16 protein-coding genes and 2 tRNA genes are annotated in these 20,481 nt (G+C 69.8%); 9 read left to right on the top strand and 9 right to left on the bottom strand.

Annotated features, from left to right (window positions below; all coding sequences use genetic code 11):
- The first annotated feature begins 150 nt into the window (after positions 1–150).
- Both ACFSNB_RS05990 and mepA read left to right on the top strand, forming a co-directional pair.
- Positions 151–1,269 (top strand): HD-GYP domain-containing protein, encoded by a 1,119-nt coding sequence (locus ACFSNB_RS05990; protein ID WP_377315125.1) that lies wholly within the window; start codon positions 151–153, stop codon positions 1,267–1,269.
- Positions 1,266–2,090: a penicillin-insensitive murein endopeptidase gene (mepA, locus tag ACFSNB_RS05985; RefSeq protein WP_377315124.1), complete on the top strand. Its 825-nt coding sequence runs from the start codon at positions 1,266–1,268 to the stop codon at positions 2,088–2,090. The genes ACFSNB_RS05990 and mepA overlap by 4 nt, the downstream gene beginning before the upstream one ends.
- A gap of 158 nt (positions 2,091–2,248) precedes the next feature.
- Here the strand turns inward: mepA and rnd are convergent, their stop codons facing one another.
- Positions 2,249–3,430 carry a ribonuclease D gene (gene rnd, locus ACFSNB_RS05980; protein WP_377315123.1) on the bottom strand — a complete coding sequence of 394 codons (1,182 nt, stop codon included), beginning with the start codon at positions 3,428–3,430 and terminating at the stop codon, positions 2,249–2,251.
- Positions 3,431–3,652: 222 nt separating this feature from the next.
- Between rnd and ACFSNB_RS05975 the strand changes: the two genes are divergently transcribed.
- The 6 genes from ACFSNB_RS05975 to ACFSNB_RS05950 all read left to right on the top strand — a co-directional run bounded on the left by ACFSNB_RS05975 (position 3,653) and on the right by ACFSNB_RS05950 (position 15,322).
- A complete protein-coding gene (locus ACFSNB_RS05975) occupies positions 3,653–4,969 on the top strand; it encodes an Nramp family divalent metal transporter (protein ID WP_377315122.1) in 1,317 nt (438 codons plus the stop codon).
- A gap of 87 nt (positions 4,970–5,056) precedes the next feature.
- Positions 5,057–8,740, top strand: a complete 3,684-nt coding sequence (locus tag ACFSNB_RS05970) for a S8 family serine peptidase (RefSeq protein ID WP_377315121.1) — start codon at positions 5,057–5,059, stop codon at positions 8,738–8,740.
- Entirely contained in the window at positions 8,730–10,163 is a 1,434-nt protein-coding gene (locus ACFSNB_RS05965) for a ComEC/Rec2 family competence protein (RefSeq protein ID WP_377315120.1), read from the top strand. Before ACFSNB_RS05970 ends, ACFSNB_RS05965 begins: the two co-directional genes overlap by 11 nt.
- A 331-nt stretch (positions 10,164–10,494) precedes the next feature.
- Complete coding sequence (locus ACFSNB_RS05960; RefSeq protein ID WP_377315119.1) at positions 10,495–12,747, top strand: trehalose-6-phosphate synthase; 2,253 nt, start codon at positions 10,495–10,497, stop codon at positions 12,745–12,747.
- Positions 12,744–13,529: a trehalose-phosphatase gene (otsB, locus tag ACFSNB_RS05955; RefSeq protein WP_377315118.1), complete on the top strand. Its 786-nt coding sequence runs from the start codon at positions 12,744–12,746 to the stop codon at positions 13,527–13,529. Before ACFSNB_RS05960 ends, otsB begins: the two co-directional genes overlap by 4 nt.
- Complete coding sequence (locus ACFSNB_RS05950) at positions 13,526–15,322, top strand: glycoside hydrolase family 15 protein (RefSeq protein WP_377315117.1); 1,797 nt, start codon at positions 13,526–13,528, stop codon at positions 15,320–15,322. The genes otsB and ACFSNB_RS05950 overlap by 4 nt, the downstream gene beginning before the upstream one ends.
- Positions 15,323–15,467: 145 nt before the next feature.
- Here ACFSNB_RS05950 and ACFSNB_RS05945 read toward each other — a convergent pair whose 3' ends face one another.
- Positions 15,468–15,860, bottom strand: coding sequence for a MerR family transcriptional regulator (locus ACFSNB_RS05945; protein WP_377315116.1), 393 nt, complete (start codon positions 15,858–15,860; stop codon positions 15,468–15,470).
- A gap of 77 nt (positions 15,861–15,937) precedes the next feature.
- Between ACFSNB_RS05945 and ACFSNB_RS05940 the strand changes: the two genes are divergently transcribed.
- Positions 15,938–16,594, top strand: a complete 657-nt coding sequence (locus ACFSNB_RS05940; RefSeq protein WP_377315115.1) for a cation efflux transmembrane domain-containing protein — start codon at positions 15,938–15,940, stop codon at positions 16,592–16,594.
- 196 nt (positions 16,595–16,790) lie between these two features.
- Here ACFSNB_RS05940 and ACFSNB_RS05935 read toward each other — a convergent pair whose 3' ends face one another.
- From ACFSNB_RS05935 to ACFSNB_RS05905, 7 genes are all read right to left on the bottom strand, one after another.
- Complete coding sequence (locus ACFSNB_RS05935) at positions 16,791–17,567, bottom strand: hypothetical protein (RefSeq protein ID WP_377315114.1); 777 nt, start codon at positions 17,565–17,567, stop codon at positions 16,791–16,793.
- Complete coding sequence (locus tag ACFSNB_RS05930) at positions 17,564–18,136, bottom strand: helix-turn-helix domain-containing protein (protein ID WP_377315113.1); 573 nt, start codon at positions 18,134–18,136, stop codon at positions 17,564–17,566. The genes ACFSNB_RS05935 and ACFSNB_RS05930 overlap by 4 nt, the downstream gene beginning before the upstream one ends.
- An 11-nt stretch (positions 18,137–18,147) precedes the next feature.
- Positions 18,148–18,552, bottom strand: a complete 405-nt coding sequence (locus ACFSNB_RS05925) for a hypothetical protein (protein WP_377315112.1) — start codon at positions 18,550–18,552, stop codon at positions 18,148–18,150.
- Positions 18,553–18,844: 292 nt separating this feature from the next.
- A tRNA-Phe gene (locus ACFSNB_RS05920) sits at positions 18,845–18,920 on the bottom strand.
- A 61-nt stretch (positions 18,921–18,981) separates the two neighbouring features.
- Positions 18,982–19,057, bottom strand: a tRNA-Phe gene (locus tag ACFSNB_RS05915).
- Positions 19,058–19,108: 51 nt separating this feature from the next.
- On the bottom strand, positions 19,109–19,303 hold the full coding sequence (locus ACFSNB_RS05910; protein ID WP_377315111.1) for a DNA gyrase inhibitor YacG: 195 nt from the start codon (positions 19,301–19,303) through the stop codon (positions 19,109–19,111).
- Positions 19,300–20,412, bottom strand: a complete 1,113-nt coding sequence (locus ACFSNB_RS05905; protein WP_377315110.1) for a ribonuclease E/G — start codon at positions 20,410–20,412, stop codon at positions 19,300–19,302. The genes ACFSNB_RS05910 and ACFSNB_RS05905 overlap by 4 nt, the downstream gene beginning before the upstream one ends.
- Positions 20,413–20,481: the final 69 nt, after the last annotated feature.

Genomic DNA, 20,481 nt, shown 5'->3' with positions numbered 1-20,481 from the left:
GTGATCGGGCGCGCCGATCGCGGCAGGAGAGGGAATTCGGCTATTCTCTCGCGGGTGGGATCGGGTAAAGTCCGCAGGGTCGGCACCGCCACGGCGGGTGCGGTCCTCCCCTTTTGCGGCGATCGACAGATGAACGGCGTGGCGCCCGGCGTGGCAGAAGACGATATGACCCAGCACGGCCTCGCGGCGCAGGTTGCCGCGCTGCGGGCCGAGATCCGGGCCGATCACGACCTGTCCGGGCTCGACCGGATCTCGGTCGCGCTGTACGACCCGCGCACCGATCTGCTGAAGACCTTCATCCACGCCAGCGACCGGCCCAACCCGCTCGACCATGCCGCCGCCCCGCTGGCCTCGCTGCCCAGCCTGCGCGACCTGGCCGAAAGCGGGCAGAGCCGCACCGTCAACGACCTCGAATCGGTGGCCCAGGCCGGCCATGATTACGTCGCCCGGCTGGTGGCGTCGGGCTATCGCGCCAGCCACACCGTGCCGCTGCTGGGCCGGGACGGCCTGCACGGCTTTTTGTTCCTCAACGCCACCTGCCGCGATTTCTTCACCCCGGCGGCGCTCGACCGGCTTCGGCCCTATGCCGGGCTGATCGGCCAGATGGTGCTGCGCGAACTCGACGCGCTGCGGGCGATGCGCAGCATGGTGCGGGTGCTGTTGCAGATCGCGGCGGTGCGCGACGGCGAGACCGGGGCCCACCTCGCCCGGATGGCGCGCTATTCCCGCCTGATCGCGCTCCAGCTCGCCCGGCATCACGATCTCAGCGACGAATTCGTCGAATATCTGTTCCATTTCGCCCCGGTCCACGATGTCGGCAAGATCGCGGTGCCCGACCACATCCTGCTGAAGCCCGGCCCGCTCACCCCCGACGAATTCGCCCAGATGAAGCTGCATGTCGGCCGGGGGATCGAGATCGTCGATCTGGCGGTCGGCGAGCATGCCTTCGTTTCCGGGCTGCATCTGCGCATGCTGCGCAACATCGTCGCCTGCCATCACGAGAAGCTCGACGGCAGCGGCTATCCGCGCGGACTGAAGGGGGACGAGATCCCGCTCGAGGCCCGCATCGTCGCGGTGGCCGACATCTTCGACGCCCTGACCTCGCGCCGGCCCTACAAGGCGGCGTGGAGCAACGAACGGGCGCTGGCCGTCCTTGCCGCCGAGGCGGCGGCCGGCAAGCTCGACCCCGAATGCGTCGCCGCCCTCGCCGCCTGCCCGGCCGAAATCGCCGAGATCCAGGCCCGTTTCGTCGAGACCATGCTGGGATGATGATCCGCCGCGCCGCCCTGACCGTGGCGCTGCTGGCCGCCGCCGCGCCCGCCGCCGCCGACGGCAATGTCTGGTCGGCCCAGCGCCACCCCGCCCCCGGCCCGGCCGAGGCGATCGGCTCGGCCGCCGCCGGCTGTCTGGCCGGGGCGGCGCCGCTGCCGGCCGAGGGCCCGGGCTACCAGATCCTTCGCCCCGCCCGCAACCGCGCCTGGGGCCACCCCGCCACCGTCGCCTTCATCCACGACCTCGCCACCGCCGCCCATCGCGCCGGCCTGCCGCTGCTGCTGATCGGCGACATGGCCCAGCCGCGCGGCGGCCCGCTGCCGTTCGGCCATGCCAGCCACCAGAACGGACTCGATGTCGATATCTGGTTCCGCCTGACGCCGCGCCCGCTGTCGCGCCAGGAACTGGCCGAGCCGGACCCCCGCTCGATGGTGCAGGGCAACGCGGTCGATCCCGATTCCTGGAGCCCCGGTCAGGCCAAGCTGATCGAACTGGCCGCCACCCGCCCCGGGGTGGACCGGATGTTCGTCCACCCGGCGATCAAACGGGCGCTGTGCGACGCCCTGCCGCCCGACCGGCGCGGCTGGCTGGCCAAGGTGCGGCCATGGTGGGGCCATACCGAACATTTCCATGTCCGCCTCGCCTGCCCGGCGGATTCGCCCCGCTGCGAACCCCAGGCCCCGCCCCCGCCCGGCGATGGCTGCGGCGAGGAACTCGCGTCCTGGCTGGCCCGCCCGGTGCCGGTCCCCAAGGAACACGCCCACCGTCAGGCCAGGCCCCTGCCCGCCGCCTGCGGCCCGGTGCGCAAGGCGAAGTAGCGGGGCTGCCGCCCCAACATGGGAGCAGCGACGGCCGGAGAGGACCGGGTCAAGCCCGGCCGTCTCCAGCCTCTTTTCAAAAAAAGGAGGGGTTTGGGGAGCTTTGCTCCCCAAGCGGGCCGGCGGGCGGCAGCCCGCCTGACTGGCACCGCCCCGCGTCAGGCCGCCGGTTCGGGCTCGACGGGATGAGTGGGGATCACCTGGAGGCGGCGATCGTCCTTGCAGAAGCCGAGGCCGATCTGGCCGTTCTTCAGCCGCAGCGCGTCCTCGCCGAACAATTCCCGCCGCCAGCCGCGCAGGGCGGGGACGTCGGCCGCGTCGTCGGCGGCGATCGCGTCGAGGTCGGCGGCATTGGCGACCAGCCGGCTGGCGACGCCGTGCTCGTCGCACTTCATCTTCAGCAGCACCTTCAGCAGATCGACCACCGGGCCGAGGCCCTTGGGCAGATCGACCCGGTCGGGCGGCGCCGGGCACTGGCTTTCGGGCATGTCGAGCCCGCGCCGGACCGCCTCAAGGATCGCCTGCCCCATCCGGCCCTCGCCCAGGCCCTTGCCGATGCCGCGCATCCGGCCCAGCTCGGCGACATCGGTCGGGCGATGCACCGCGATCTCGGTCAGCGCCTCGTCGCGCAGCACCCGCTGGCGCGGCAGATCGCGGTCCTGCGCCTCGCGTTCGCGCCACGCCGCCAGTTCCTTCAGCACGGCGAGGAAGCGGGGCGAGGTCGAGCGCGGCTTGAGCCGGCGCCACGCCTGCTCGGGATCGACCTGATAGGTGGCGGGGTCGGACAGCAGCCCCATTTCCTCGGCCAGCCAGTCGAGCCGGCCGTTGCGTTCGAGCTTGCGCGCCAGCTTCTCATAGGCGATGCGCAGATGGGTGACGTCGGCCAGCGCGTACTGGACCTGCTTGTCCGACAGCGGCCGCGCCGCCCAGTCGGTGAAGCGCATCGATTTGTCGATCCGCGCCTTGGCCAGTTGCGACGCCAGCGTCTCGTAGCTGACCGCGTCGCCGAAGCCGCACACCATCGCCGCCACCTGGGTGTCGAACAGCGGGGTCGGCAGCGTGCCGGAGATGTGCAGGAAGATTTCGACGTCCTGGCGGGCGGCGTGGAACACCTTCAACACCGAGGTGTCGGCCATCAGCTCGAACAACGGTGAAAGATCGATCCCCGGGGCGAGGGGATCGACGGCGTGCGCCTCGTCCGGGCCACCCAGCTGCACCAGGCAAAGGATCGGCCAATACGTCTTTTCCCGCATGAATTCGGTATCGACGGTGACGAAGGACGCTGTTTTCAGACGCTGGCAGAACGCCGCCAGCGAGTCGGTATCGGAGATCATCGGCATAATCGGAAGTCATACACCCGCGACAAGCACAGCGGCAAGCGCGACGGCATGCCCCCGCGACGCCGGGCAGACATGATCACTGTATCATTTCCTGCGGCGAATCCTGGTCTTAGCCACCGTCGCCCCAACCGCCGGTAAGGGCGCGCGCGCCCGGCCGCGCCGCCGTTACCGCCGGGCGGGAGGGAATGGTAGCATGGCCAACCGCTCCGCCGCCGAGGTGCCATGTTCAAGCTGCCCACCACCGCCACCGCCCCGTTCTGCCCCTCCGAAGTCACCGGCAGCGTCCGCATCCCCGCCGGGGCGCCGTTGTGGCGGCGGGCGCTGGCCTTCGCCGGGCCGGGGCTGCTGGTTTCGGTCGGCTATGTCGATCCCGGCAACTGGGCGACCGACATCGAGGCCGGCTCGAAATTCGGCTTCGCCCTGCTGTGGGTGGTGGTGTCGGCCAGTCTGGCGGCGATCCTGCTCCAGACCCTCAGCCTGCGGGTCGGGCTGGTCACCGGCAAGGATCTGGCCCGGCTGTGCCACGACCATTACGGCCGCCGCACCAACATCTTCCTGTGGCTGATGGCCGAACTGTCGATCATCGCCTGCGACCTCGCCGAGGTGCTGGGGGCGGCGCTGGCGCTGCATCTGCTGTTTGACCTGCCGCTGCTGGCCGGGGCGGCGCTGACCGCGCTCGACACCCTGATCGTGCTCGGGCTGAAAAGCCACGGTTTCCGCCAGCTGGAGGCGATCGTGCTCGGGCTGATCCTGACCATCGCCACCTGCTTCGGCATCGAGCTGGCCCTGGTCGGGCCGGACTGGGGCGCGGTGGCGGCGGCGCTGACCCCCGGCCGGACGGTGATCGACCATCCCGAGGCGCTGTATCTGGCGATCGGCATCCTCGGCGCCACGGTGATGCCGCACAATCTCTACCTCCATTCCTCGATCGTGCAGACCCGCCGCATCGGCGCGGACGAGGCCAGCCAGCGCGAGGCGATCCGGCTGTCCACCCTCGACGCCGTGCTGTCGCTGCTGCTGGCGCTGCTGCTCAACGCCGCGATCCTGACCCTGGCGGCGTCGGCGTTCCACGCCAGCGGCCACCAGCAGGTCAGCGACATCGAGAACGCCCACCAATTGCTCGGCCCGGTGGTCGGCAGCGCGCTGGCCCCGGTGCTGTTCGCGGTGGCGCTGCTGGCGGCGGGGCAGAACTCGACCTTCACCGGCACCATTGCCGGCCAGATCCTGATGGAGGGCTTCGTCAACCTCAAGATCCCGTGCTGGCAGCGCCGCCTCGCCACCCGGACGCTGGCGCTGGTGCCGGCGCTGCTCGGCATCGCCCTGCTCGGCGACGGCGCGGTCGCCAAACTGCTGGTGGCGAGCCAGGTGGTGCTCAGCCTGCAACTGCCGTTCGCGCTGTGGCCGCTGCTGCGCTTCAGCAACGACCGCGCTTTGATGGGGCGCTTCGCCAACGGCCCGCTGCTGCGGCTGGGCGGCGGCGCGCTGTTCGTGCTGATCAGCGGCGCCAATCTGTGGCTGGTGACCGCCCTGCTCGGCTGATACCCCATACGTTTGGCTGTGGAATCCGATTGCAATGAAACCAGAGATAAAGGACATTAGCCCCAGGGTTGTCGTGGTGAGGGGCCGATGCCACTTCTCGTCAAGGTTTCCGGGACCGGGCAGGCCTTCACCGCCGGGCTGAACAAAACCAAGGCGTTGGCCGGGGTGAAGGTCGAAACGCTGCTGACCCTGCCGGGGCCGGCGGCGGCGGGCCCGGGCATCGCCGGGGCAACGGCGGCGACCTGGCTGCGGGTCGATCCCGGCGGCGGCGGCGGCAATCCCTGGGATCAGGCCCACGCCGCGCTCGACGGCGGCTCATCCTTCGCCCTCGCCGGCCTGCCCGGACTCGAGGCGATCGAGCCCGATCTGGCGCAGCACTGGGGCGAACCGCCGCCGGCGACCCCGCCGGCCCTGGCGGCGGCCGAACAGCCGAACTTCAAGCCGCAGACCGCCGAGGGCGGGCGCGAAATCGGCGGCAAGGACGCCGACAGCGTCGGCTGGCATCTCGACGACGCCTACAGCCAGTTGCGGCAGGCACGGGAAAAGGTCGGCGATCGCCAGAAGCAAATTCTGATCGCCCATCTCGACACCGGCTACGATCCCCACCACGTCACCCTGCCACGCGGGCTGGAAACGGATCTGGCCCGCAATTTCGTCGGTGACGGCTTCCCCCCGAACGACGCCACCGACCATGCCCCCGAACACGGGCTGCTGACCACGCGCGGCCATGGCACCGCCACCCTGGCCCTGCTGGCCGGCAAGGCGCTCGACGGCACCACCCCGGGCTGGAAGGGCTGGACCGAGGACCTCGGCGGGGCGCCGCTGGCCCGCATCCTGCCGATCCGCATCGCCGACGGGGTGGTGCGCTTCACCACCGGCACCATGGTCCAGGGTTTCGGCCATGCCTGCGCCCAGGGCGCCCATGTCCTGTCGATGAGCATGGGCGGGCTGGCCTCGCATGCCCTGGCCGACGCGGTCAACCTCGCCTACGAGCGCGGGCTGGTGCTGGTCACCGCCGCCGGCAACAATTTCGCCGGGGTGCCGACGCCGAAATCGATCGTGTTCCCGGCCCGCTTCCGCCGGGTGCTGGCCGCCTGCGGGGTGATGGCCCAGGGCAGTGCCTACGCCAACCTCGCCCCCCTGACGATGCAGGGCAATTTCGGCCCGGACAGCAAGATGGCCACCGCGCTCGGGGCCTACACCCCCAACCTGCCCTGGGCCCGGATCGACAGCGGCAGGCTGGTGGACATGGACGGGGCCGGCACCTCGTCGGCGACGCCGCAGATCGCCGCCGCCGCCGCGCTGTGGCTGGCCGCGCATTGGAAGGAGGTCTCCGCCTATCCCGAGCCGTGGATGCGGGTCGAGGCGGTGCGCCACGCCTTGTTCAGCGCGGCGACCAAGGCCACGGCGCGGATGAACCCGGCCGAAACCGCGCGGACCCTGGGCCAGGGGGTGCTGCGCGCCGCCGACGCCCTGGCGGTCGCCGCGCTGGGGGAAGCGGAGGTGAAACCGCTCTGGCTGCCCCCGGCCAAGGCGACCTTCGGCTGGCTGGAAGGGCTGTTCGGCGGCGGGGTCAGTCTGGCCGCCACCGGCCAGACGCGGCCGGCGATGCTGGCGCTGGAACTGACCCAGATGGCCCAGCGTCTGGCCGAACTCGATCTGGCGATCGACGATCCCGACCTGCCGGCGGAACAGATCAGCCCGGCGGCGCGGCGGCGCTATCTGGAGGCGGCGTTCGATCTCGGCCAGCCGTCGCGGCCTCTCGCGGCGTGGCTGCGCGAACGGCTGGGGCGCACCGTCCCCGCCGGCCCGGGCGGAGGAGGCCCCCCGCCCCCCGCCCCGCCGACAGCCGGAGGCCCCGCGCCGTCCCCACCCGCGCGCCCGGCGCCGACCCCGCCGGTGCCGGATCGGCGACTGCGGGTCTATGCCCTCGATCCCAGCCTGGGCAAATCGCTCGACGCGCTGGCGGTCAACCAGACGGTGCTGCGGGTGCCGTGGGATGACCACCCCCTGACCGGCGCGCCGCTGCGGCCGGGGCCGGTCGGCGAGTATCTCGAGGTGATCGACGTCGATCCGGCCTCGAACCGGGTCTATCCCCCGGTCGATCTCAACCAGCCGCTGCTGCTGGCCCAGGACGGCTGGGCGCCGTCCGAGGGCAACCCGCAATTCCATCAGCAGATGGTCTACGCGGTGGCGATGACCACCATCCGCCATTTCGAGCAGGCGCTGGGCCGCCGCGCCTTGTGGGCGCCCCGGCAGGTGACGCGGACCAACCCGGCCAACGGCCAACTCGACACCACCGCCGAGCCGGTCGAAAGGCTGCGGCTTTATCCCCACGCCTTCCGCGACCGCAACGCCTATTACAGCCCGGAGCGCAAGGCGGTGCTGTTCGGCTATTTCCCGGCGGATTCGCGCCAGGGCGATCTCACCCCCCCGGGCACGATGGTGTTCAGCTGCCTGTCGGGCGACATCATCGCCCACGAGATGTCGCACGCCCTGCTCGACGGCCTCAACCGCCGCTTTCAGGAGGCGTCGAACCCCGATCTGCCGGCCTTCCACGAGGCCTTCGCCGACATCGTCGCCCTGTTCCAGCATTTCACCCTGACCGATCTGGTGCGGTTCGAGATCGGCCGGGCCGGGGGCGACCTGACCGCCCTGTCGCTGCTGGGCGGGCTGGCCCGCCAGTTCGGCGAGGGCAGCGGCCGGCGCGGTCCGCTGCGCGATTACGCCACCCCGGCCGGCGCCGCCCTTACCTATCAGGACACGCTCGAGCCGCATGATCGCGGCTCGATCCTGGTGTTCGCGGTCTACGAGGCGTTCCTCGCCATCGTCGAACGGCGGAGCGCCGACCTGCTGCGGCTGGCCAAGGCCGGCGGCGGCGCGGCGCTGCCGGCCGATCTGGTCGAACGGCTGACGGGGGAAACCACCAAGGCGGCCGGCCATGTGCTGCGGATCTGCATCCGCGCCCTCGATTACCTGCCGCCGGTCGATGTCACCTTCGGCGACTACCTGCGCGCCCTGATCACCGCCGACCGCGATCTGGTCCCCGAGGATTCCTGGGGCTACCGCACCGCCTTCCTCCAGGCGTTCCGCCGGCGCGGCATCCTGCCGCTCGACCTGCGCACCATCGCCGAGGATTCGCTGGCCTGGAACGGCAGCGACGACCCCCGCCCGGCCTGGCTGGCCGGCGTGCTCGGCCAACTCACCCTCGACTGGGACCTCGACACCGACCGCACCACCCTGTTCGCGCGGAACCAAAGCAACCGCCTAGCCCTGAGGCTGGCGCTGGCGGCGCATTTCGCCGGCGCGCCCGCCGCCTGCCAGGCCTTCGGCCTGCGGCCCGGGGTGGCCCGCTACGACGCCGCCGGGCGGCAAACCGCCCCGGCCCGAGCTGCCCTGGGCGGCACCACCTTCGACGTCAGCGGGGTGCGCCCGGCACGGCGGGTGGCCCCCAACGGCGGCTTCCGCACCGACATCGTGGTCCAGATCACCCAACGCTACCCGGTCCCGCTCGATGGCCGCGACATCGCCAACGGCTTCGTCTGGTTCCGTGGCGGGGCGACCCTGATCCTCGACAGCCGCCCCGGCATGGCCGAGATCCGCTACGCCATCGTCAAGAACATCGACAGCGCCACCCGGCTCGACCGCCGGCTGCGCTACGCCCGGGGCGAGCCGGACGGGTCACTGCGCAGGCTGTATTTCGGCGCCGGCACCGGCGAGCCGTTCGCCATCCTGCATGCGCGCGAGGAGGAGTTCGACCATGTTCGGTAGACCGCCGCCGCCGCCGCCCCGGCGGCCCACCGTTCCCGGCCTGACCGTGCGGCATTACTGCCAGGGCCTGGGCGACTGCCACCTGCTGACCTTCGCCAAGGCCGACGGCGGCGCCTTTCACCTGCTGATCGATTGCGGCATCCACGGCTCGGTCCGTGGCGGCGCGGCGCTGATGGATGCGGTGGTGGCCGACATCGCCGATGTGACGCGGCACATCGATGTCCTGGTCGTCACCCATGAACATATCGATCATCTGTCCGCCTTCCTCAGCGCCGCCGACCGCTTCGCCCAGCTGACCGTCGGCGAGGTGTGGATGGGCTGGACCGAGAATCCCCGCGACGAACAGGCCCGCCGGCTCGACCGTTTCCGGACCGAGGCCGGCGCCGCCCTGGCCGAGGTGGGGCAGCGGCTGCATGCCGAGACGGCGCTCGCCCCCCACCTCGCCGGGGTGCGCGCCGGGATCGATGCGGTGCTGGGGTTCCAGTTCGGCGCGGCGGGCGAAAAGGTCCGCGCCGCCCGCGACGCCGCCGCCGCGCTGGCGACCCGGGGGGTGCGCTATCTCGAACCGTCGGGCGGGACACTGGCGCTCGACGGGGTGGCGGACTGGCGGGTCTACGTGCTCGGCCCGCCGCGCGACGAGAAGATGCTGCGGATCACCCAGCGGACCAGCGAGATGTACGGGCTGGCCGGCACCAATCCGGCGCTGGCCACCCTCCAGGGCGGGCTCGGCTTCGACCTCGGCGACGGCGTCCCTGGCGGCGACGCCGGGGCGCCGTTCGACGACGGCGTCGGCCTGCCGCTCGACCGGCTGCCGCCCCCGGGGCCGGACAACAGCGTCGCCGCCTTCCTCGCCGAGCATTACGAGGGCGAGGATCGCTCCTGGCGGCGGATCGACCATGACTGGCTGGCGCTGGGCGGGTCGCTGGCGCTGCAACTCGACGATTGCACCAACAACACCAGTCTGGTGCTGGCGTTCGAGGCGGTGGCGACCGGCCGGGTCTTCCTGTTCACCGGCGACGCCCAGATCGGCAGTTGGCTGAGCTGGCAGGATCTGGCCTGGACGGTCGGCTCGGCCCGGGTGACCGGTCCCGATCTGCTGGCCCGCACCGTGTTCTACAAGGTCGGCCATCACGGCAGCCACAACGCCACCGCCCGCGCCAAGGGGCTGGCGTTGATGACCAGCCCCGATCTGGCCGCCTTCGTCCCGACCAGCCAGGCCGACGCCGGCAAGGTCGGCTGGAAGGAGATGCCGTTCCAGCCGATCCTCGACGAACTCGGCCGCCGCACCCAGGGCCGCACCGTGCGGGCCGACGACCCGGCCGCCGCCGGATCGGAACCGCTGCCGGGCGCGCGGGGACCAACCGGCGCGATCCGCGCCGCGCGCGGCAAGCCGGGGCTGTGGGTCGAATTCGATCTGGCCTGAGGGAGAAAGGCTCTCCCGCTGCATGACGGAACGGCGCGGGCCACCTCGTCTCGCCTGCCTAGGCCTCCCGGGCGCAAGGCAGGGTCTTACCTCCCGAGGGCGGGTTTCGACGCCGGCATGCAGCGGGAGAACGGGGTGTGCGGGAGCGTCCAGGTCGCTCCCCCGCGATCTTGTAATCCACTATAAACCTTTATTTTCGATGGAAGTTTATTTTTCGCACCTTAGGCGCGGAATTCCGCCCGGATCGTCGGCCATGATGCCGCCACAATCGTTTTTTTCGATAGACGCATTCGAAGAAGCGATTTGAGTTCCCCCGGCGGAGGATCCGACCATGCGGATGGCGTTGCGCTTCGTGCTGCCGCTGCTGCTGTTGCTGGGGCTGCTGTCCTGGGCGGCGGCGCCGTTCGTCGGCGACCTGATCGAACGCTGGTTCCGCGCCGACGTCGAGATGCGCTCGCGTCTGGTATTCCATTCGATCCAGGAAACGGTGGTCGGTCTGGTCGAGGCCAAGGCCGACCGCAAGATCGTCCAGTTGTTCGAGCGGATCACCCTCGACGAGCGGGTGCTGGCGCTGGCGCTGTGCCTGCCCGACGGACGGCTGGCCGATGCGTCGAAATCCTGGCCGCGCGATTACCGCTGCCCGGGCGAGGACCGGCCGGGGCCAAGCTTCGGGGTCGAGCATCTGCCCTCCGGCTCGGTGCTGTCGGCGGTGTTCCCGCTGGTCTCGGCCGAGGGCGAAACCCTCGGCCGGCTGGTGGTCCTGCACGATTTGCGCTTCATCGAACGCCGCAGTTCCAGCGCCGAGGCCTATCTGGCCGGCTTTCTCGCCCTGCTGGCGCTGGGGGCGGCGGTGGTCACCGTGCTGGTGGCGCGGCTGACCCTGCGCGGCTGGGTGCGGGCGGTGCGGCGCGGCGTGATCGAGCCGGCGGGAACGCTCGACGGCACCGACCACCCGCCCGAGGTGGCACCGCTGATCCGCGAGATGCGGCAGATGCTGCGCGATCTCGAAACGCCCCGGGCGATCAGCGAGGCGACCCGCATCGCCTGGGGACCGGACAGCCTGCGCGGCCTCTTGCGCGACGAACTGCCGGGGGCCGAGGTGCTGGTGGTGTCGAACCGCGAGCCCTACATCCACAACCGCGACGGCGACGGCATCGTCCTGCAACGGCCGGCCAGCGGGCTGGTGACCGCGCTCGAACCGGTGATGCGGGCCTGCGGCGGCACCTGGATCGCCCATGGCAGCGGCTCGGCCGACCCCGACACGGTCGATCGCGACGACCATGTCGCGGTGCCGCCCGATGCCCCCTGCTACACCCTGCGCCGGGTGTGGCTGAGCGAGGAAGAGCAGAACGGCTATTATTACGGCTTCGCCAACGAGGGGATGTGGCCGCTCTGCCACATCGTGTTCGTCCGCCCGGTGTTCCGCGCCGAGGATTGGGACCAGTATGTCGCGGTCAACCGCAAGTTCGCCGACGCGGTGATCGCCGAGGCCCGCACCCCCGACCCGGTGGTGCTGGTGCAGGATTACCATTTCGCCCTGCTGCCGCGGATGGTGCGCGACCGCCTGCCCGAGGCGACCATCATCACCTTCTGGCACATCCCCTGGCCCAATCCCGAGGTGTTCGGCATCTGCCCCTGGCGCAAGCAGATCCTCGACGGGCTGCTGGGCAGCTCGATCCTCGGCTTCCACACCCAGTTCCACTGCCTCAACTTCCTCGATTCGGCCGACCGCTTCCTCGAAAGCCGGATCGACCGCGAACACAGCGCGGTGCGCAGCGGCGGCCACACCACCCTGGTGCGGCCCTACCCGATCTCGATCGAATGGCCGCCCGCCGCCCTGGCCGGGGTGGCGGCGGTGGAGGAATGCCGCGCCCAGACCTTCGCCCGCCACGGGCTGGCGCCCTCGGTCCGCCTCGCCGTCGGGGTCGAGCGGTTCGACTACACCAAGGGCATCGCCGACCGTTTCCGCGCGGTCGAAACCCTGCTCGACAGCCATCCCGACTGGATCGGCCGGCTGACCCTGCTCCAGGTCGCGGCGCCGACCCGGGGCCGCCTCGCCGCCTATCGCGACACCCAGGCCGAGGCCGAGGCGGCGGCGGAACGGGTCAATGCCCGCTTCGGCACCGCCGAGTGGCAGCCGATCCTGCTGGTCGCCCGCCATCACGAGCCGGAAGAGGTGCTGGCCCTGTTCCGCGCCGCCGACCTGTGCCTGGTCTCCAGCCTGCATGACGGGATGAATCTGGTCGCCAAGGAATTCGTCGCCGCCCGCGACGATGGCGACGGGGTGCTGATCCTGTCCACCTTCGCCGGAGCATCGCGCGAGCTGCGCGAGGCGCTGATCGTCAATCCCTACGACGTGGTGGCGATGGCCGAGGCGATCCACCGCGGCCTGTCGATGCCGGTCGAACAGCGCCGCGACCGCATGCGGTTGATGCGGGAAATGGTGGCGGAGAACACCATATATTTTTGGGCGGCGCGGATGCTGCTCGACGCCGCCCGGCTGCGCAAGCGCCGCGCCATCGAACGCAATTTCGCCGCCGTGTCGCAACGGCGCGCCCCCCGGAGCGAACCGCCTCGACGATGACCGGCCTGCCCCTCCCTCCGCCCCCACCGCCGCCCCGGCCCGTTGGCCCGCCGCCCGGCCCGGCCGAGGCCGACTGGGCGCTGTTCCTCGACATCGACGGCACCCTGCTCGACCTCGCCCCCCGGCCCGAGGCGGTGGTGGTGCCGCCCGGCTTGGCGCCGACCCTCGACAGCCTGAGCCGGCATCTGTCGGGGGCGCTGGCGCTGGTCAGCGGCCGCAGCCTCGCCGGGATCGACGACCTGTTCCCCGGCCGGCGCGACGCCGCCGGCAGCCATGGCGCGGAATGGCGCCACGCGTCCCGGGTGTGTACCCTGCCGGCGGACTGGCTGGCCGGGCTGCTGCCCCGGCTCGGCCGCGACATCGCCCTGCCGCCCGGGCTGCGGCTGGAGCCGAAGCCCTGCGCCCTGGCGCTGCATTACCCCCGCCACCCGGCGGCCGAGCCGCAGGCGCGCCGGCTGGCCGAACATCTCGCCGCGCTGTCGCCCGCGCGGCTGCGCCTGCTGGCCGGCAAGCAGGTGATCGAGCTGCTGCCCGACGGCATCGACAAGGGGCGGGCGATCGAACGCTTCCTGACGTTGCCGCCCTATGCCGGCCGCCGCCCGGTGTTCGTCGGCGACGACCGCACCGACGAGGACGGCTTCGCCGCCGTCAACCGGTGGGACGGGATCAGCGTCAAGGTCGGCCCCGAACCCACCACCGCCCGCCACCGGCTGGCCAGCCCGGCCGAGGTCCGCCACTGGCTGGCCGCCCTCGCCCCCTCTGTCGCAGGAGAATCCGCATGAGCACCCTGGCCCTCGGCGTGATCGGCAACTGCACCATCGCCGCCCTGATCGACCCCGCCGCCGCGCTGGTGTGGGGCTGCTTTCCCCGCCTCGACGGCGACGCTGTGTTCCCCGCTTTGCTCGATGGCGGCGGCGCGGACGCGCCCGCCCAGGCCGACGGCCGCTTCGCCCTGACCCTGATCGACCAGAGCCAGAGCGAGCAGAGCTACCTGCCCAACACCGCGATTCTGCGCACGGTGCTGCGCGACAGCCACGGCGGCGCGGTCGAGATCACCGATTTCTGCCCGCGCTTCGCCCTGTTCGAGCGGATCTACCGCCCGCCGACCATCGTGCGGCGGGTGCGGCCGCTGGCCGGGCGGCCCCGGCTGCGGATCCAGTTGCGGCCGCGCTTCGACCAGGGCCGGCTGGCGCCCGAGATCACCCGGGGCAGCAACCACATCCGTTATGTCGGGCCGGCCCAGACGCTGCGGCTGACCACCAACGCGCCGATTTCCTACGTGCTGGAGGAACGCCCGTTCCTGCTCGACCGCCCGGTCGATCTGCTGCTGGGCGACGACGAGAGCCTGGAGGCCGGGATCGAGCTGACCGCGCGCGACCTGTTCGAGCGCACCCACGACCATTGGCGCAACTGGGTCCGCTCGCTGTCGATCCCGTTCGAATGGCAGGAAGCGGTGATCCGCGCCGCGATCACCCTCAAGCTGTGCCAGTTCGAGGAGACCGGGGCGATCGTCGCCGCGCTGACCACCTCGATCCCCGAGGCGCCCGACACCGAGCGCACCTGGGATTACCGCTTCTGCTGGCTGCGCGACGCCTATTTCGTGATCCACGCCCTCAACCGGCTGGGCGGCACCCGGATGATGGAGGATTACCTGCGCTTCATCGGCGACGTGGTCGAGGACGCCGCCGACGGGTCGCTGCGCCCGGTCTACGGCATCACCCGCGAGGCGGCGCTTGACGAGAGCGTGGTGCCGCACCTCGCCGGCTATCGCGGCATGGGGCCGGTGCGGATCGGCAACCAGGCCCATCTCCAGATCCAGAACGATGTCTATGGCGCGGTGGTGCTGGCCTCGACCCATGCCTTCTTCGACCGGCGGATGACCCGGCCGGGCGATGGCGCGCTGTTCGAGCAGCTTGAACGGCTGGGGGCGCGGGCGGTGGCGCTGTTCGACCAGCCCGACGCCGGCCCGTGGGAACTGCGCGGCTCGGCGGCGGTGCATACCTTCCCGGCGGTGATGTGCTGGGCCGCCTGCGACCGCCTCGCCAAGATCGCCCGCCGGCTCGGCCGCGACGACCGCGCCGCCCACTGGCGCGGCGCCGCCGACCGCCTGCACGGCATCATCCGCGAGCGGGCCTGGAACCCCGAGATCGGCAGCTTCGTCTCGACCTTCGACGGCAGCGAGATGGACGCGACGCTGCTGCTGCTGCACGAGGTCGATTTCCTCGCCGCCGACGATCCCCGCTTCGCCGCCACCGTCGAGGCGGTGGCGAAGACCCTGCGCAACGGCGATTTCCTGTTCCGCTACGTCGCCGCCGACGATTTCGGCCGCCCGCGCACCGCCTTCGTGATCTGCGTGTTCTGGTACATCGACGCGCTGGCGGCGCTGGGCCGGCGCCAGGAGGCGCGCGATCTGTTCGAGACGGTGCTGGCCCACCGCACCCCGCTCGGCCTGCTGTCCGAGGACATCGACCCGCGCAGCGGCGAATTGTGGGGCAATTTCCCCCAGACCTATTCGATGGTCGGCCTGATCAATTGCGCGATGCGCCTGTCCCACCCCTGGGAGGAAGCGTTTTAAGCGGCCTCGCCCGCTCCGTTGTTGGGCTATCGCCCAAGCCCATTTGGGGCGATGCCCCAAACCCCCTTTGATTCTCTTCATGAAAAAAGGGGAGGTCCGGAGGCGCCGCCTCCGGGCGGGTCTGGGCGGCAGCCCAGGCGCAGCCTCACGACGCCAGCGCGTCGATGATCCGACATTCGGCCACCGACCCGGCATGACAATCGGTCAGCCCCCTCAGGGCGTCACGCAGCCGGCCCAGCTCGGCGATCTTGCGCTCGACCGCGTCGAGATGCTGGCGGGCCAGCCGGTCGGCCTCCTCGCAGGGCAGATCAGGCTGCTCGGCCAGCCGCAGCAGGGCGCGGATCGCCTCGATGTCGAAGCCGAGATCGCGCCCCCGGCGGATGAAGGCCAGCCGGCGCAGATGGGCCGGCCCGTACTGGCGGTAGCCGGCCGGGGTGCGATCCGGCGCGGGCAGCAAGCAGATCCGCTCGTAATAACGGATGGTTTCGATGTGGACCCCGGTGGCCTTGCCGAGGGCGCCGATGCTCATCGCCGTCATGACCCTGATTTCTCCGCTTGACCCCGTAGCGACTACAGGCCCCAGCCTACCCCGATCCCCATCGAGGAGAGCAAGAAATGTCTGGCTGCTGCCATGGATGCGCCCCCAAGGCCACGGAAGTCTCCCCCCGCTTCCGCAAGGCGCTGTGGATCGCGCTGGTGATCAATGCCGGGATGTTCGTCACCGAGATCGTCGCCGGCGTCGCGTCCGGCTCGTCGTCGCTCCAGGCCGACGCGCTCGACTTCTTCGGCGACGCCGCCAATTACGGGGTCAGCCTGTTCGTGCTGGGGATGAGCCTGCGCCGCCGGGCGCTGGCCTCGCTGGTCAAGGGGGCGACGATGGCCGCGTTCGGGATCTGGGTGCTGGCCAGCACCCTCTACCACCTCGCCGCCGGCACGGTGCCGGAAGCGGCGGTGATGGGGGCGATCGGCGTCGCCGCCCTGGTCGCCAATGTGGTGGTGGCGGCGCTGCTCTATGCCTACCGCGACGGCGACAGCAACATGCGCTCGGTGTGGATCTGCTCGCGCAACGACGCGATTGGCAACCTCGCGGTGCTGGGCGCCGCCAGCGGGGTGTTCGCCACCGCCGCCGGCTGGCCCGACCTGCTGGTCGCCACCGGAATGGCCGCCCTCGCCTTGTCCGGCGCCGCCCAGATCATCCGCCACGCCCGGGCAGAGCTGAGCGGCGACGCGGTGGGTGTCGGGGGCGAAGCGGCGGCCGGGCATCATCACTGAACCGGGGCGAAGGCCCGCCAAGGGGCGCGCCCCTTGGCAATCCCGCGGAGGGCCGCAGGCCCTCCACCCGCTGGGAAAAGGCGTGCTATCGTGAGAGGAGCCACGCCGGCCTATGCAAAGACCGGGGCGACACTAAGGTCACCTCCAAGGAGAGCTTGACGGCTATAACCTCACCACTCCGCTAGCCAACGTTCATCTACGCCTCTTCTTCGAATGAAAGCTCTTCAAGCTGAACATCGGCAGGGGTAATGCGGGCCTCAAAGCCGAAGCGACTAGCCGAAACAACCTCAGTTTTGAGGTGCTCAGGCTTGACCGACAGCTTGATTTTGGGCGGTTGAGGCCTAGGCACTCCAAAAAAAACACTAAGACGTCCCCTCCCACCGATAATCATTGCGTCGCCACCACTCTCCTGAACAGCACTCGCGGGCAGGTAATTCGCCATCGCCTCCAGGATATATTGCGCCAACTCACCCGCCTCGGAACCTAGATTAGTCGCGTGTTTGGCATAGAATGCCGTCACAGCGGCGTGCAGCTCGGGTGGAAGGAGAGACGGCAACTCGACCGACCGCACTGGCAAGGAACCGGCGTACACATCCTCCCCGAGTTCAGTGACAGCCCACACTTTCAAGCGCCCCGCAACCGGAAAATTGATATCGCTCAAGACAACCTTGGAAGCGACATCGGCAAACTGGACACCTTCCGCAAGATACTCGTCAACATTACTTCCAAATTGGGGAAGTATCCCACCTGTTGGAAAGTAAATTGGCTCGTCCGCACCAGGGTACTGAACCTTCACGCCTGCCAAAGCACGCGGATCACGAATATCTGAGCGTAACTTGGTGATAACTATCAACTTCATCATCCGCGCTGGCAATGATGGGAAGGTTATCTCAGGGTATACGCCAATAATAGTGGCCTTCCCGTCCGCTTCCAGCCTGTAATCGTCACAGACCTGAAAGGAGGCCCAGGTCATCTTAACACCATATGTGCTCGCTCGCCACCTAACGGGGTTCGAGCGAGATCACCCATCGTGAAATTATGTACCAACGCCTTCACCGGCTCAGCGTACTGCACTGTCCGAGTTGGCTCGTCCACCGCATTAACCACCGTCGTGGCGCATGTGTAGCGGAACTGTTGCCCATCCTTGCGCCAGAACGCCAAGCCGGCATGGTTTTCTTTTGGAATATCCGCGATCGCTTGTTGGAGCGCGGCATGCCCCGCCGCAGCCCGATCTGCGATAGCGGGCTTCACATCCTCCAGCAATACAACATCAGCTTGGAGGCGCGCCCCCATGGCCCTGGCGAGATCGCACAGGGTATCCATGGTCATATTGGCCTGCCCGTTGAGACGCTTAGAGATTAGGGATTCACTGACCCCGAGAATCTCGGCGATGGCCTTTTGTGTCAGGCCCCGCTCTACCGCCAACCTGCGGAACAGGGCGTCCAGCTTCTTATAGGTCTCATGCCTGAACCGCATGCGGTACAGTAGCTTCTCGTCATCAGACATGCGCTCCGGCTGCGAAAGGCTAACCTCGGCATTCATCGTTCGCTCCATCAATTCATATGCCCGTCGAACGTGTTGGCCACAAACGGCACCAGTTTCAGCTCTGCCCGCTTGGTCTCCGACTTGTCGACGATCTCAATCCACGCCGCCGAACCACCAGGCCCAAGCGTGCTGCGCAAAGACACGTGCGTACAGATGAACACGCGATGGGCGTGAAACCAGCCAACCAGGCGAACGGCAGGCTTCATGAACGCCCTCAACTCCCACATATTTCGTTTGACTGGCGCCAGCCAAGTCATCTGCCTCTTCTCAACCACCTCTTCTCCCGTCAAGAAGGCTTCCATCTGCACTCTGAGGTTTGCCAGAGCGGCTCCATTCAGGTCTCTATTCGTCGATCGGTTTATCGGGTGGCACTGTCCATAGAGGCTTTCGGTCATGAAGATCTGGCGGCTCAACACGAAATCGTTATCGGGGTTATGGGGCAGCCACTCGATTAAGCCAGGGAGCGGCGGCGGGAGCCTCACAAACCCATTCGCCACCGTCACTACAGTCTTTGCAATTGACATATATGTCAACCCAACTCGATTTTCCAGTGCCACTCTAGCACGCATCGCAAGGCTACGAGTTACACAACCGGAAGGCAACCCTATGCCTCAACGTCTAACAGCGTTAGACACTGACGGGCTAAGGAACGAGAACAGGAAAATGAAAAACCCCCGAAAGGCGTTACCTTTCAGGGGTTTACAATGGTGCCCAGGGGCGGAATCGAACCACCGACACTGCGATTTTCAGTCGCATGCTCTACCAACTGAGCTACCTGGGCACGGTAGCCCTCGCCGGGAGTTTGGTGACCCCCCGGACCCCGTCAGGGGTCAGGGGATCAATGGTGCCCAGGGGCGGAATCGAACCACCGACACTGCGATTTTCAGTCGCATGCTCTACCAACTGAGCTACCTGGGCAGGACGCTCTCGGCGAAGAGGAGGCGCTTATACAAAGAGTTCCGCCAGCGGTCAAGCCCCCGGCGCCGAAAAACCCTCCCCCTCCGCCAAATTGTCGCCCGTCTCCTCGGTTTCGACCCGGTAGACCCCGCCCAGCCAGCGGTGCAGATCGACATCGGCGCAACGGCGCGAACAGAACGGACGGAAGGTCTCCACCGCCGCCCCGCCGCAGATCGGACAGGCCTTGCCGGCCTCGGCTTTGCTCATCGCACACTCTCCTCGATCACCATCGTCTCCCGCGCCGCCCCCGGCAGCGACCGCAAGGCAAGGCCGGTCCCCAGCCGCGCCGCCGTCTCGTCCCAGGCGGCGCGGTGGCGCCCGGTCAGTTCCGCCGCCACCTCGGCCGCCACCGCCAGGATCAGCCCCCGCCCCGGCCGGTGCGGCGCCTCGGCCAGCAGCCGGCGCAGGGCGTCGAGCGCCACCGTCTCCGCCGTCGGCCGTGCCACGCTCTCGCCCAGCAACTCGGCCAAGGCGGCGCCGCGCCGCTCGCGGGTCAGTTCGACCAGCCCCAGCCGCGACACCCCGAACAGATGGGTCGGCACCGGATCGGCCGCCACCGCCGCCCGCAGCGCCTCGGCCAGCCGGTGCGGCGCCCCGCCCCGTTCCGACACGAAATCGATCACCACCTGCCCGCCGATATTGCGCAGGCGCAGTTGGCGGGCAATCGCCGCGACGGCGGCGCGGTTGGCCTGATCGGCGCGGCCGCCGCCGGAATCGACGTCGATCGCGGTCAGGGCGGCGGTGGTCTCGATCGTCAGCCGCCCGCCCCCCGCCAGCGCCACCGACGGGGCCAACAACGCCTCGATCTCCGCGTCGATGCCATGCCGTTCCAGCACCGGCCCGTCACGCCACAGCTCGGCCCGCTCCGGCGCGATCTGCCGGGCCAGCGCCAGCGCGGCCGGATCGTCGGTCCGCACCCAGCGCACCTCGGGCCACGCCGCCAGCAGCCGCTGCAACGGCTCCGGCCGGGCCAACAGTGCCGGTGCCGGCGGCAGCGTCCCCGCCGGCCGCTCGGCCGCCATCAACAGCGGCCCTTTGCCGGCACGCGCCTCGGCCCGCACCTCGACCGCGATGGCATCCCCCTCGCCCAGCCCAAGCTTGCCCGCCCCGGGCAGAAACCCCGGCCGCCCCCCGCCGCCAAGCTCGACGAACGCCCCATCCGCCCCGCGCGCCAGCCCGACCACCCGCCCGAGAAAGCGGCAGCCGCTCAACAGCGTGGCCCGATCGATCACCAACTCGACCAGCCGCCCCCGGGCGCAGAGAGCGAAACGGCTCTCGCCCGGCGACCGGCTCCACAGAATTTCATCGATGATCATGCCGGCACCGCCCCGAGGAGAGGTCACGGGATCCAAGGGCCTTGCGGCCCTTGGCGGGTGCGGGCGGAG

The organism is Phaeospirillum tilakii, from assembly GCF_042683125.1.
GTDB classification, from domain to species: domain Bacteria; phylum Pseudomonadota; class Alphaproteobacteria; order Rhodospirillales; family Magnetospirillaceae; genus Phaeospirillum; species Phaeospirillum tilakii.
This window is presented reverse-complemented; position numbering and strand designations above follow the sequence as displayed.

Bases quoted from the DNA above. Each gene is read 5' to 3' on its own strand.
- ACFSNB_RS05930 (WP_377315113.1), bottom strand. From the start codon at position 18,136: ATGAATGCCGAGGTTAGCCTTTCGCAGCCGGAGCGCATGTCTGATGAC.
- ACFSNB_RS05970 (WP_377315121.1), top strand. From the start codon at position 5,057: ATGCCACTTCTCGTCAAGGTTTCCGGGACCGGGCAGGCCTTCACCGCC.
- ACFSNB_RS05905 (WP_377315110.1), bottom strand. From the start codon at position 20,412: ATGATCATCGATGAAATTCTGTGGAGCCGGTCGCCGGGCGAGAGCCGT.
- ACFSNB_RS05945 (WP_377315116.1), bottom strand. From the start codon at position 15,860: ATGACGGCGATGAGCATCGGCGCCCTCGGCAAGGCCACCGGGGTCCAC.
- ACFSNB_RS05935 (WP_377315114.1), bottom strand. From the start codon at position 17,567: ATGACCTGGGCCTCCTTTCAGGTCTGTGACGATTACAGGCTGGAAGCG.
- mepA (WP_377315124.1), top strand. From the start codon at position 1,266: ATGATGATCCGCCGCGCCGCCCTGACCGTGGCGCTGCTGGCCGCCGCC.
- otsB (WP_377315118.1), top strand. From the start codon at position 12,744: ATGACCGGCCTGCCCCTCCCTCCGCCCCCACCGCCGCCCCGGCCCGTT.
- rnd (WP_377315123.1), bottom strand. From the start codon at position 3,430: ATGCCGATGATCTCCGATACCGACTCGCTGGCGGCGTTCTGCCAGCGT.
- ACFSNB_RS05975 (WP_377315122.1), top strand. From the start codon at position 3,653: ATGTTCAAGCTGCCCACCACCGCCACCGCCCCGTTCTGCCCCTCCGAA.
- ACFSNB_RS05950 (WP_377315117.1), top strand. From the start codon at position 13,526: ATGAGCACCCTGGCCCTCGGCGTGATCGGCAACTGCACCATCGCCGCC.
- ACFSNB_RS05960 (WP_377315119.1), top strand. From the start codon at position 10,495: ATGCGGATGGCGTTGCGCTTCGTGCTGCCGCTGCTGCTGTTGCTGGGG.
- ACFSNB_RS05965 (WP_377315120.1), top strand. From the start codon at position 8,730: ATGTTCGGTAGACCGCCGCCGCCGCCGCCCCGGCGGCCCACCGTTCCC.
- ACFSNB_RS05940 (WP_377315115.1), top strand. From the start codon at position 15,938: ATGTCTGGCTGCTGCCATGGATGCGCCCCCAAGGCCACGGAAGTCTCC.
- ACFSNB_RS05910 (WP_377315111.1), bottom strand. From the start codon at position 19,303: ATGAGCAAAGCCGAGGCCGGCAAGGCCTGTCCGATCTGCGGCGGGGCG.